A 12,262-nucleotide genomic window follows, 5' to 3' on the forward strand; every position below is an offset into this window, starting at 1 on the left:
GCGGCTGCCGTCCCCGGCTTTGTTCTCCGCATCGCCGTCTTGCTGTACCCGCGAGGTGACGAGCGTCGCCGCGAGCTGTGTTCGGCCCTGAAGACTGGGTTGCCGTGGATGAGGAATCCGTCGGCACTCGCGAGTTCACCGCTGCCGTCTTCGACGACGAGGATCCCGCCGGCGTGGGGGAGCGGGGAGGGGATCCCAGGGCTGCTGTGGAGCTGGCACGAAGGTTGCAGGAGTTTTACCCGGCGTGAAGCTGAGGGGCCACCTCCCGAGGTGGCCCCTCACGGATCAGCCGCGCTCGATGAGGTGGCCCACCACGTCCGGGCCGGGGTGGGCGTGGCCCGAGCCGTCGCGGCGGACGTCGATCTCCGGGAGCTCCACCGGGTCGCCGTTGCGGGCCGCGCCCGCCGGGCGCGGCCCGATCCAGGCCACCCGCAACGCCGTTTCGCCCTTGAGGAACCGCTGGGCGCGGACGCCGCCCGTCGCGCGGCCCTTCGCCGGGTACTCGCTGAACGGCGTCACCTTCACGCTCTGGCCCGTTGCGGTGATCACCATCGGCTCGCCGTGCTCGTCGTCGTCCGTGCGGACCGCGCCGAAGAACACCGCCGTCGCCTCGCCGGGCAGGTTGATCCCGGCCATTCCGCCGCCCTTGAGCCCCTGCGGGCGGACCAGGGACGCCGCGTACTTCAGCAGCGACGCCTCCGACGACACGAACGCCAGCGTCTCCGAGCCGTCCGTCAGCCACGTCGCGCCGACGACCTCGTCGCCGTCCTTCAACGAGATGACCTCGAACTCGTCCGAGCGGACCGGCCACTCCGGCGAACAGATCTTGACGACGCCGGCCCGGGTGCCGAGCGCCAGGCCCGGCGAGCCCGCCGCCTGCTCGCCCAGCGGCGCGATCCCGACGACCGTCTCGCCCTTCTCCAGCGGCACCAGTTCCTTCGCCGCCATGCCGCCGCGCAGCGACACCGTGCCGGCCTGCTCGGGCAGCACCGGCAGCGGCAGCACGTCGGTCTTGAACGCCCGGCCGCGGCTGGTCACCAGCAGGACCTGCCCGCGCGCGGTCGTGTGGACCAGGGCCGCCACCGCGTCGTGCTTCACGCGGCCGTTGCGGCGACGCGTCTCGGTGGCTTCTTCGGACTCGGCGGCGGTGCGCGCCACCAGCCCGGTCGCCGACAGGATCACCTGGCACGGGTCGTCCGTGACCTCCAGGGGCCCGGACGGCTTGGACGCGGCCAGGACCTCCTTCAGGTCGCCGTCGATCAGCGCGGTGCGGCGCTCGGTCGTGAAGTCCTTCGCGACCTTCGCCAGCTCGGCCGAGACGAGCTTCTTCAGCACCGACTCGTCGTCGAGGATCTTGGTCAGCTCCGCGATCTCCTCGCGCAGGCGCTCCTGCTCCGACTTCGAGTTCGAGGCGGTCGTACTTGGTCAGCCGGCGCAGCGGCGTGTCCAGGATGTACGTCGCCTGGATCTCCGACAGCTTGAAGCGCGTCATCAGGCCGTCCTTCGCGGCCTGCGCGTTCTCGCTTTCGCGGATGAGCTTGATCACCTTGTCGATGTTCAGCAGCGCGATCAGCAGGCCGTCGACCAGGTGCAGCCGCTCTTCGCGCTTGCGGCGCCGGTACTTCGTGCGCCGCGTGACGACGTCGTAGCGGTGGCGGAGGAAGACCTCCAGGAGTTCCTTCAGGCCCAGGGTCTGCGGCTGGCCGTCGACGAGGACCAGGTTGTTGATGCCGAACGACTGCTCCAGCGGCGTGAGCCGGTAGAGGTCGGCGAGCAGCGCCTGCGGGTTGACGCCGACTTTGCACTCGATGACCAGCCGCGTGCCGTTCTCGCGGTCGGTGAGGTCCTTGACGTCGGCGATGCCGGTGAGCCGCTTGGACTTGTTGACCTCGTCGGTGATCTTCTCGATCACCTTCTCCGGGCCGACGCCGTAAGGCAGCTCGGTGACGGTGATCGCCTGCCGCCCGCGGCTGCCTTCGAGCGGCCCGGTCTCGACGCTCGCGCGCATCCGGACCACGCCGCGGCCGGTTTCGTAGGCGCGGCGGACCTCGTCGAGGCCCAGCAGCTTGCCGCCGGTCGGCAGGTCGGGGCCCGGCACGAACTCCATCAGCTTGTCGAGCGTCGCGGACGGGTGCGTGATCAGCCACCGCGCCGCGGCGATGACCTCGCCGAGGTTGTGCGGGATCATGTTGGTCGCCATCCCGACCGCGATCCCGGACGTGCCGTTGACCAGCAGGTTCGGGAACGCCGCGGGCAGCACGGACGGCTCCTCGAGCGAACCGTCGTAGTTCGGGCGGAAGTCGACGGTGTCCTCGCCGAGCTCGCCGACCAGCTGCATCGCCTCCGGCGACATCCGCGCCTCGGTGTACCGGCTGGCGGCCGGGCCGTCGTCGGGGGAGCCGAAGTTGCCGTGGCCGTCGATCAGCGGGACGTTCAGCGAGAAGTCCTGCGCCAGCCGCACCATCGCGTCGTAGATCGCGACGTCGCCGTGCGGGTGGTACTTGCCCATCACGTCACCGACCACGCGCGAAGACTTCACGTACGCGTGCGTCGGCCGGTAGCCGTTCTCGTTCATCGAGTACAGGATCCGGCGGTGCACCGGCTTGAGCCCGTCCCGCGCGTCCGGCAGGGCGCGCGAATGGATGACCGAGTACGCGTACTCCAGGTAGGAGTCTTCGATCTCCGTCTTCAGCGGGTTCTCGAAGACCTGCGCCCCGGCGGCGTCGAACGCGCTCGGATCGACCTTGGTGGTGGTGCCCTTGCGGCGTGCCACGGCAGAACTCCTTGGTAGCTACGAAAAACTCAGGCGTCGATGGCTTCGCGGTCGACCCGGTCGGAGGAGGCGACCAGCCAGTTCCGCCGGGGCTCGACCTTCTCGCCCATCAGCAGCTCCAGCGCACCCTCGGCGGCTTCGGCGTCGTCCATGGTGATCCGGCGGACCGAGCGGGTCGCCGGGTTCATCGTGGTCTCCCACAGCTCGTCGGCGTCCATCTCGCCGAGCCCCTTGAACCGCGGCACCGGCGTGACGATGCTCTTGCCCGCCTTCTCCAGCTCGGCGAACTTCTGCTCCATCTCGCGCTGGGTGAAGGTGAAGTGCGTCTCCGGGTTGCGGCCCTTCGTGACCAGCTTGTGCAGCGGCGGCATCGCCGCGTACAGCCGGCCGTCCTCGATCACCGGGCGCATGTACTTCGCGAACAGCGTGATCAGCAGCGTGCGGATGTGCGAGCCGTCGACGTCCGCGTCGGCCATCAGGATCACCCGGCCGTAGCGCATGGTCGTCAGGTCGAACGTGCGCCCGGTGCCCGCGCCCAGGACCTGCACGATCGACGCGATCTCGGCGTTCTTCAGCGTGTCGCCCAGCGACGCCTTCTGGACGTTCAGGATCTTGCCGCGCAGCGGCAGCAGCGCCTGGTACTCCGAGACGCGCGCCATCCGCGCCGACCCCAGCGCGCTGTCGCCCTCGACCAGGAACAGCTCGCTGCGGGCGACGCCGGTGGTGCGGCAGTCGACCAGCTTCGGCGGCATCGCCGCGCCTTCCAGGGCGGTCTTGCGCCGGGCGGCGTCCTTCTGCTGCTTCTGGGTGAGCCGGACGCGGGAGGCGTCGACCACCTTCTGCAGCACGACCTTGGCCTCGGACTTGGTCTTGCGGTCCTCGGTCCAGGCCTTGACGTGCTTGTCGACGATGCCCTGGATGACCCGGGTGATGCCGGCGGTGGACAGCTCGTCCTTCGTCTGCGACGTGAACTGCGGCTCCGGGAGCCGGACGTGCACGACCGCGGTCATGCCCTCGAGGACGTCCTCGATCGTCGGCATGTCCTCCTTGGGCTTGAGCAGCCCGCGGGTCTTGGAGATGGCGTCCTGCAACGCCTTCGCCATCGCGCGGTCGAAGCCTCGGCGGTGCGTGCCGCCGTGGACGTTGCGGATCGTGTTGGTGAAGCACTCCACCGTGCGCTCGTAGCCGGTGCCCCAGCGCAGCGCCACCTCGATCTCGGCGTGCCGCTCCACATTGGACTGCATGACGCCTGCCGCGTCCGCCGCGTTCTCCTTGTACGTGCCCTCGCCGGTGATCAGCAGCGTGCCGCAGACCGGCTTCTCGCCCGACGGCGTGAGGAAGTCGACCATGTCGACCAGGCCGTGCGGGAAGTGGAAGGTCTCCTCGTTGATCGTGTCTTCGATCGCCGTGCGCAGCACGTACGTGACGCCCGGGACGAGGAACGCGGTGTTGCGCATCTTGGTCCGCACGGCCTCGACGTCCAGCGCCGCGCCGGACTCGAAGTAGCGCGCGTCGTACCAGTAGCGGATCGACGTACCGCTGCGCTCGCCGCGCTTCATCTTGCCGACGAGGTTCAGCCCGGAGCGGCGGGTGAACTTGGCTTTGGGGCCGGGCGCGTCGAAGGTGCCGGGGACGCCGTGCTTGAACGACATCTGGTGGACCTTGCCGTCCTGCTTCACCGTGACGTCGAAGCGGTGCGACAGCGCGTTGACCGCCGAAGCGCCGACGCCGTGGAGGCCGCCGGAGGTCTTGTAGCCCGAGCCGCCGAACTTGCCGCCGGCGTGCAGGCGCGTCAGCACCAGCTCGACGCCGGACAAACCGGACTTGGCGTGGGTGCCGGTCGGGATCCCGCGGCCGTCGTCGTCCACCTGGACGCTGCCGTCGGCGTGCAGGGTGACGACGATCTTCGTCGCGTGGCCCGCGACACCCTCGTCCGTCGAGTTGTCCACCACTTCGGAGAAGAGGTGGTTGATGCCCCGGCTGTCGGTGGAGCCGATGTACATCCCGGGTCGTTTGCGGACGGCTTCGAGACCCTCGAGATGCGTCAGGTCGTCGGCCCCGTACAAGGTCTCGGCAGTCACAGGGTCGTTCTCCCGGATCGTGGCTCGCGAAAGTGCTGGTGGTGGTGCGGACTCGCCTGCACCGTAGTGCAGGATATCCGCCGACCCCGACAACTTTCGCGCGCTCCCGTCCCCGGAGTGGCGTACGCCGCGCGTCAGCGGGGGTCGTAGCCCAGGTCGGGCCACAGGCCCAGCAGGGCTTCGATCTTCCGCGGGACCTGGAAGCTGTTCCGGAAGTTCGGCTTCTCGCCGATCGCGGCGAGGGCCTTGCGGAGGTCCCCGAAGGCCGGTTTGGCGGCCGACTGCCGGGTCAGGACGTAGCAGTAGGTACGGCGGGGGTACGCGAACTCGTCGATGTACGCCTGCAGGACGAGACCGGGGGCCTCGATCCGCGACCCGACGAGGGGACGGCCCTGCTTCTGGCTGTAGACGGGGATCACGTGCACGCCCTGGCGGAGCGTCCGCGGCGGGTCCTGCCCCTGGCCGTCGTCGGCCCAGAGCAGCTCGACGCGGAACGGTGACTCGCCGGCTTCGCCCGCGTGGGTGTACTCGCGCTGCAGCTCTTCGAGCCGGTACGCGGCCTCGGCGTTCGGTTCGCCGCCTTCGACGAGGCTGACCAGGTACAGCTCGGCCGGCCGCGGCCAGGACGGCCGGGGCACGTCAGTGGCTTCGGGGGCTTCAGTGGCTTCGGCGGCTTCCGGGGCTTCGGCTTCCGGCTCGGCCGCAACCGGTTCCGCGGTCCCGTTCGGGGAACCGGGCTCGGCGGCGGGCGCGGCAGGCTCCGGCTGTTCCGGCTGCGTGGTGCCCGGCTCGGCGGGGGAGGCGGCCGGCGTGGCCGCGGCGGGCTGTGCGGGGCCCGCGACCTCGGAAGGGGCGGCTCCGTTCGAAACGCCGGGGTGGTCCGCGGCCGGGCCCCCAGGGACGCCGGGGCGGGTCGCGGACGTGGTGGCCGGGGCCGCCGGGACGCCGGGGCGGGTCGTGGTGGCCGGGCCACCGGGGACACCCGGGCGGATCACGCCCGAAGGAGCCGCGCCCGGAACGCCCGGGCGCACCGGGGAAGCGGGCGGAGCCGCCGGGCGCACCGGCGAGGGCGGCGGTGTCGCGGCCGCGGGCCGGACCGGCGTCACCGGGCGGCTGGTCACCACCGGCCGGGCGGCCGCGGCGGACCGGGTCGCCGCGGGGCGGCCCGTGACGAGCTTGCCGGCGCCGTACTGCTCCAGCAGCGGCTCCAGGTCACCGGCGGTCAGCGAGGGGCCCGCGAGGTCGCACCACTCGAGCCAGGCCTCCTGGGCCTCCTCGACGGTGTGCCGCTCGTGGGAGACGGTGACGGCCTCGAACAGCTGCCGCGGGCCGGCGGCGGTGACGTCGGCCGAGCCGACCACGACGAAGGACGGGTCGTCCTCCGCGATCACCAGCTTCGCGTTCAGCCCCCGCAGCGAGTGCACGATCACGCCCGCCTTGACCCAGTGCAGCAGCGCGTGCGGGCTCGTCGCGCCGGACAGCACCGTGTCCAGGCTCGCGTCCGTGATCAGCGTGTCGCCGGGTTGCAAGGGCAGCAAGGCCGCCGCGCCGGGGCCGACGTGGCCGAAGGCGGCCACCAGGTTCCGGCGCGGGGCGAGCAAGGGGGTGATCGAGGCCCAGATGTCGCGACCGGCGAGTAGTCGTACCGAACGTTCTGCCAAACCCAGCCGAGCGAGCTCCGCGTCCATGCCCACGACCTTAGCCGGTGCCCTCGGAGCACCTGACGGCCGGAATATCTCTTGCTTGGAAGTAGTTGAACGCGCATGTAAGATGGTGCTCGCGAAGGGAGCAGGTCATGCAGTTCGGAATCTTCACGGTGGGCGACGTCACGACCGATCCCACCAACGGCACCACGCCGACGGAGCACGAGCGGATCAAGGCGATGGTCCGCATCGCGCTCAAGGCGGAGGAGGTCGGCCTCGACGTCTTCGCGACCGGCGAGCACCACAACCCGCCGTTCGTCCCGTCGTCGCCCACGACGATGCTGGGCCACATCGCGGCGCAGACGTCCAAGCTGATCCTGTCGACGTCGACGACGCTGATCACCACGAACGACCCGGTGAAGATCGCCGAGGACTTCGCGATGCTGCAGCACCTCGCCGACGGCCGCGTCGACCTGATGATGGGCCGCGGCAACACGGGCCCGGTCTACCCGTGGTTCGGCCAGGACATCCGCCAGGGCATCCCGCTGGCGATCGAGAACTACGCGCTGCTGCGCCGGCTCTGGCGCGAGGACGTCGTCGACTGGTCCGGCAAGTTCCGCAGCCCGCTGCAGGGCTTCACGTCGACACCGCGGCCCCTGGACGGCGTCCCGCCGTTCGTCTGGCACGGGTCCATCCGCAGCCCGGAGATCGCCGAGCAGGCGGCGTACTACGGCGACGGTTTCTTCGCCAACCACATCTTCTGGCCGACGTCGCACTTCCAGCAGCTGATCTCGTTCTACCGCCAGCGCTTCGAGCACTACGGCCACGGATCGGCGGACCAGGCGATCGTCGGCTTGGGCGGCCAGGCGTTCATCCGCCCGAAGTCCCAGGACGCGTGGAACGAGTTCCGGCCGTACTTCGACAACGCACCGGTGTACGGGCACGGCCCGTCCCTGGAGGAGTTCACGGAGCAGACGCCGTTGACGGTCGGCAGCCCGCAGGAGGTCATCGACAAGACGCTGACCTTCCGCGAGAACTTCGGTGACTACCAGCGCCAGCTGTTCCTGATGGACCACGCGGGCCTGCCGCTGAAGACGGTGCTGGAGCAGCTCGACCTGCTCGGCGAGCACGTGATCCCGGTGCTGCGCAAGGAACTGGACGCCCGGCGCCCCGCCCACGTCCCGGACGCGCCGACGCACGCGTCGCTGAAGGCGGCCGCTTCGGCTTCGGTGGAGGCAACGGTATGAAGCTCGCAGTGGTGACAGCGGGTCTGTCGGTGCCTTCGTCGACCCGCCTGCTGGCCGACCGCCTGGCCGCGGCGACGGTCGCCGCGGCCGGGGAACCGGTCTCGGTGTCGGTGGTGGAGTTGCGGGACGTGGCGTTGGACATCACGAAGAACCTCCTGACGGGCTTCCCGAGCCCGCAGCTGCGCACGGCGATCGAGACGGTGACCGGCGCGGACGCGCTGATCGCGGTGACGCCGGTGTTCACGGCGGGGTACAGCGGGTTGTTCAAGTCGTTCTTCGACGTACTGGACGCGGATTCGCTGGTGGGCAAGCCGGTGCTGCTCGCGGCCACGGGCGGGACGGAACGGCACTCCCTGGTGCTCGACTACCAGTTGCGGCCGTTGTTCGGGTATTTGAAGGCGGACCCGGTCGCAACGGGCGTGTACGCGGCTTCGTCCGACTGGGGCAGTGGTGAGGCTTCCGGGGCGTTGCAGCGGCGGATCGAGAAGGCGGGGGCGGAGCTGGCTTCGCTCGCCGAGGGCCGGCCTGCCGCGTCGGGGGAGCCGGATTTCGTGCCGTTCGAGCAGTTGCTGGCGGCCGAGTGAGGTCGCCGGCTTCGCTGCCGGTGGTTTGGGCCGGACGGGCGTGTGGTTGTCCACCGCCCGGCCGGCCGGGGCGCGCGGTACGGGGATGAACGTCGGGCTGCCGCCGCGCTGCCCGGCGGTCGGCAACGGTTTCTGATCCGGCTCGCAGCTCGGATGCAACTTCGTGGCCACCCGCCTCGCGACCGGCCCACCAAGTGATCGCCTGCAACGACGGCCGCTCCGATCTCGACGGGCAGGCGGCAAGATGGCCACCGCGGCAATGACGACACGGTCACGGCGGCGAGTGCGGCAGTCGCGATGGTGGCGGTAATCGCCGCACCGGGATGGCAGTCCGAGGCGCATCTTTGAGGTGAGACCCAGCGAGTTCAGCGGGGCTTCCGGCGACGGTCCACTTCGAGCGCGGCTGTTGTCGGCCATCGACTTTCGCTGACCGCCGCCAGCGACCGGTCGCCCATTGGGCGGGCGTGGGTGTGGGCCCGTAGCCGTATGGCTGCGGGCCTTTCCCGTGTCCGGTTGGCTCAGGCTGCGAATGGCAGTGGTTCGTGGAGGTTGTTGCGCCTGGGTTTTCGGCGCCTGTCGATGAACACCGGTGGGAGGAATTCGGGGAGGCCGTCGGGGGCGATGCGGACTTCCCAGCCGGAGCGGTGCAGGAGCCGGTGGTGGTGGGCGCACATCAGGACGAGGTTGGTGAGGTTGGTGGGTCCGCCGTCGGCCCAGTGACGGATGTGGTGACCTTGGCAGTGGCGTGGTGGTCGGTGGCAGCCGGGGAAGGCGCAGCCGCGGTCGCGCAGGTACAGGGCGCGGCGGAGTCCGGCAGAGATCAAGCGGCGGAGGCGACCGAGGTTGAGCGGTTCGCTCCTGTCACCGAGGACGGCGGGGATGAGCATGCTGTCGCAGGCGTGCACCCGGGCTTCGGCAGCGGTCATCTCACCGGTGTCGCCGAGAGTGGCTGTCCCCACGCCGGTCTTCAGGTCGGCTAGCGATACCGCGACCGTCACGTGGGCTCGTTCTCCGGCTTGCATGGGTAGGTCTGGGGAGTTGAGGGCGAGGTCGACCGCGTCGGAGAAGGCGTCGCCGTAGCGCTGGGGCAGGGTGCGGTGGTCGGGGCCGTCGTCGCTGGTGCGGCGTTCGGCGAGCGAGTCGAGTAGGGCGCTGGCGCGGGTGCCGGTCTCGTCGTCGAACCTGCCGTTCAACTCCCAGACCCCGGAGCGCTTGCGACGCAGGAATAGTTCGCGGGTGGGGGTGGCGGGTTCGGTGTCGTCGGGTTTGGTGCTGTCGGGGTTCAGGTGGGCGAGGATGCGGGCGCCGAGGGCGGCAACCTGCTTGTGTCCGGCATCGGCGGCGAAAGTCAGAAGGTCGGCCTCGACGTTCGCGTGATGCTCGGGCGGGACTTGGGTGAGCACCCCGGTGATCACGTCGATCATCGGGTTGCTCAACCGCCCCGCCAGCGCGGCAACACCAGTCGCGGGCGCCAAAGCGGGAATCGGGCTGCCGTCGAGATTCCGGCCCGGATTGAGAGCGCGAGCGCGTTTCACCATCCGTTCGCCGGCCTGCTTGGGAACATCGCCGAGATGCTCCAAAAGCCGAGCGGCAGAGCGGTAGCCGAACAGCTCCATCACCCCGCGCTGTTCGATTTCCACCAGCAGTGCACCAAGTTCGGCTTCGGCAGAGCGCATGCACGCGAGCAGCTCACCGATGCGGTCGGCGATGGCCACCGCGTCGGAGGAGAGAGTCGCGTTGTCGGACATAGCTCAAGATTACCGAGCATCGAACATGAGTTCATCACACGATCAGGGTAACTGTTCAGGCTATTTCGATGTTCGTTGGCAGCCAGGGGTTTCCGGTGACAGCGTCGCGGAGCGCGGTGATGATGTGGAGGCCGTTCTTGCGGGCAGTGGAGAGGTAACCGCGGACGCGTAGCCATGCGTGGGCGCCGTGCCGGGTGCGCCAGCCGCCGGAGATCTTCAGCTGGGCCTTGATCATCCGCAGGTCGCGTTCGGCCTGGTTGTTGGTGAACGGGACAGTCAAGTCGCGGGCAAATAGCAGCACCTGGTGCTGGTAGTCGCGCAAGCGCACCAGCAGGTTCCGGGTCTTGCTTTGCTTGCGATCCCGACTCGGTGGGTGCAGCAGTAAGCCGAGGTGGAGAGTGCGGGCGAACCTCGAGATCAGCGGATCGCGGATGTGGGCGGGGATGGCGTCCTGGCCGGCGTCTCGTGCGGTATGGGCGGCGGTGTTGAGTTCTTTGAGCGTCTTGAACGCGATCGTGGGCCAGGTGTGCTCGGGGTGGGCTTCGCCGGCCGCGACCAGTTCGCGCAGGTGGTGGGCGTTGCAGCGGGCATGTTTGCGCCCGAAGTCCTGATACGACATCAGCCCGTCGTGGACGGCGACACCGCGGAAGTAGTTGAGGATCCCGAACTCGTCCATCGCCTCGCCACCACGCTGCCGGTGCGGCAGGTAGGCGGTCAGATGTGGGGTGCAGGCGACGTGCAGCCACCAGTTCCTGCCTGCGACCCGGATGCCGGTCTCGTCGAAGTGCGCCACCGGCGCTACCCGCAATGCCTGCTCGACCCGCTGGGCGAACTCGTCGAGATTGGCGGCGACCGGAGTGAGGACACCGGCGACCCAGCCGGTCGAGACCGGCAGCCCCATGAGGTCTTCCAGCAGCTGCGCGGTTCGCGCGACCGGGATGTGCTGGTAGGTCAGCAGATACGCCGCCAGCGCGGTCACGTTCGGCCCGTAACAGGCGGGTGCGGTCGCCTCGGCCGGCGCGGGCGCGGTGGTGACGTGGCGGCATCCGCGGCACCGCAGCCGGTGCAGGCGATGCTCGGTCACCGACGGACGCACCTCGGGCAGGTCCACCACCTGCCGGCGGGTCACCCCGACCTCGTCGTGCCGGCGAAGCTCGGTGCCGCATCCCGAGCACGACGACGGCTCATGATCCACGACCCTGTCGGGGTCCTCAACCAGCGACAGACTCGCCCCCGGCGCTCCCGGCTGCTTACCCCGCTTACGGTTGGTCTTGCCACGCAACGACTTCGGCGCCGGTTTGCTGAACCGGTCCGACGACGGCGGCATCGACGAATTACCCGAATTCATCCCGAGGCGGCGTTTCAGCTGGGCGACCTCGTCCCGTAGCCGGCCGATCTCCTCCCGCGCACGCGTGAGCTCCACCGCCTGCGCTGCGACCAGCGCGGCCAGCTCGTCATACGACGGACGAACACCTTCCCCCACAACAAGATCATCCCACAGGCCCACTCACAGCCCGACAACGACCTGAACAGTTACCGATCAGGTGGTGTCCAACCGGGATCAGCGGTAGTGAACCCGATACCGCAAATGCGTAACCCCTTGCCCCGCAACGACTTCCACCTGCTCCAGCTCGGCGTTCCCGGTGCCGGAGTCCTCGAAGTACCGCACGCCGGTACCGAGCAGCACCGGAACCAGGTCGATCCGCACCTCGTCGAGCAGGCCGAGGTTCAAGCACTGCTGGGCGATCGACGGCCCGGAAACGCCCACCGTTCCGTCGCCGGCCGCCTTGGCCTGTTCGATCGCGCTCGCGATGTCCGCGCAAAACATGAAGGGCGCCAAGTGGTCCGCGGGCCAGCCGGCCGGTGGGGGCCGGTGTGTCACGACGAACGCCGCGCCGCCGCCCGGGGGCCGGCCGGCCCAGCCGTGGGTGTGCTCGAACACCCGGCGGCCGCAGACGAAGGCGCTGTGGCGCACCGAATCGAGGAACGTGCTCAGGTACTGCGCGCTGGCGGGTGCGACGCGGAACGTCATCGGGTAGCCGACCATCGGCACCTCGACGTCTCCGGCCTGGTACCAGTCGAAGAGCGGTCCGACGCTGTCGTCGGGCCGTGCCACGAACCCGTCGAGCGACATGCAGAAGCTCGCCACCACGCCCGGCATGAGCCGCACCTCCTGATCAACCAGA

Annotated in this window: 7 protein-coding genes and 1 pseudogene; 2 read left to right on the plus strand and 6 right to left on the minus strand. The window is 69.8% G+C overall.

Annotated features, from left to right (window positions below):
• Positions 1-285: 285 nt before the first annotated feature.
• The 3 genes and pseudogenes from QRY02_RS44290 to QRY02_RS44300 all read right to left on the minus strand — a co-directional run bounded on the left by QRY02_RS44290 (position 286) and on the right by QRY02_RS44300 (position 6,542).
• A pseudogene (locus QRY02_RS44290) lies at positions 286-2,773 on the minus strand (DNA gyrase/topoisomerase IV subunit A).
• 29 nt (positions 2,774-2,802) lie between these two features.
• Entirely contained in the window at positions 2,803-4,854 is a 2,052-nt protein-coding gene (locus QRY02_RS44295; RefSeq protein ID WP_285988650.1) for a DNA gyrase/topoisomerase IV subunit B, read from the minus strand.
• 134 nt (positions 4,855-4,988) lie between these two features.
• Entirely contained in the window at positions 4,989-6,542 is a 1,554-nt protein-coding gene (locus QRY02_RS44300) for a phospholipase D-like domain-containing protein (protein ID WP_285988651.1), read from the minus strand.
• 107 nt (positions 6,543-6,649) lie between these two features.
• Between QRY02_RS44300 and QRY02_RS44305 the strand changes: the two genes are divergently transcribed.
• Together QRY02_RS44305 and QRY02_RS44310 are read left to right on the plus strand one after the other, a co-directional pair.
• The gene (locus tag QRY02_RS44305; RefSeq protein WP_285988652.1) at positions 6,650-7,744 is read left to right on the plus strand and encodes an LLM class flavin-dependent oxidoreductase; all 1,095 of its coding nucleotides are present in this window, start codon (positions 6,650-6,652) and stop codon (positions 7,742-7,744) included.
• On the plus strand, positions 7,741-8,328 hold the full coding sequence (locus tag QRY02_RS44310) for an FMN reductase (RefSeq protein ID WP_285988653.1): 588 nt from the start codon (positions 7,741-7,743) through the stop codon (positions 8,326-8,328). Before QRY02_RS44305 ends, QRY02_RS44310 begins: the two co-directional genes overlap by 4 nt.
• A 518-nt stretch (positions 8,329-8,846) precedes the next feature.
• On the opposite strand, the gene QRY02_RS44315 is transcribed toward QRY02_RS44310, so the two are convergent.
• The 3 genes from QRY02_RS44315 to QRY02_RS44325 are packed head-to-tail and all read right to left on the minus strand — an operon-like array spanning position 8,847 to position 12,237.
• Positions 8,847-10,076, minus strand: coding sequence for an HNH endonuclease signature motif containing protein (locus QRY02_RS44315; protein WP_285988654.1), 1,230 nt, complete (start codon positions 10,074-10,076; stop codon positions 8,847-8,849).
• Between the two features lie 55 nt (positions 10,077-10,131).
• Positions 10,132-11,583 carry an IS66 family transposase gene (tnpC, locus tag QRY02_RS44320; RefSeq protein ID WP_285988655.1) on the minus strand — a complete coding sequence of 484 codons (1,452 nt, stop codon included), beginning with the start codon at positions 11,581-11,583 and terminating at the stop codon, positions 10,132-10,134.
• Positions 11,584-11,637: 54 nt separating this feature from the next.
• A complete protein-coding gene (locus QRY02_RS44325; RefSeq protein ID WP_285988656.1) occupies positions 11,638-12,237 on the minus strand; it encodes a dihydrofolate reductase family protein in 600 nt (199 codons plus the stop codon).
• Between the last annotated feature and the right edge of the window lie 25 nt (positions 12,238-12,262).

The sequence above is a fragment of the Amycolatopsis sp. DG1A-15b genome (genome assembly GCF_030285645.1).
GTDB lineage: Bacteria > Actinomycetota > Actinomycetes > Mycobacteriales > Pseudonocardiaceae > Amycolatopsis.

Bases quoted from the DNA above. Each gene is read 5' to 3' on its own strand.
- QRY02_RS44300 (WP_285988651.1), bottom strand. From the start codon at position 6,542: ATGGACGCGGAGCTCGCTCGGCTGGGTTTGGCAGAACGTTCGGTACGA.
- QRY02_RS44305 (WP_285988652.1), top strand. From the start codon at position 6,650: ATGCAGTTCGGAATCTTCACGGTGGGCGACGTCACGACCGATCCCACC.
- QRY02_RS44310 (WP_285988653.1), top strand. From the start codon at position 7,741: ATGAAGCTCGCAGTGGTGACAGCGGGTCTGTCGGTGCCTTCGTCGACC.
- QRY02_RS44315 (WP_285988654.1), bottom strand. From the start codon at position 10,076: ATGTCCGACAACGCGACTCTCTCCTCCGACGCGGTGGCCATCGCCGAC.
- QRY02_RS44325 (WP_285988656.1), bottom strand. From the start codon at position 12,237: ATGCCGGGCGTGGTGGCGAGCTTCTGCATGTCGCTCGACGGGTTCGTG.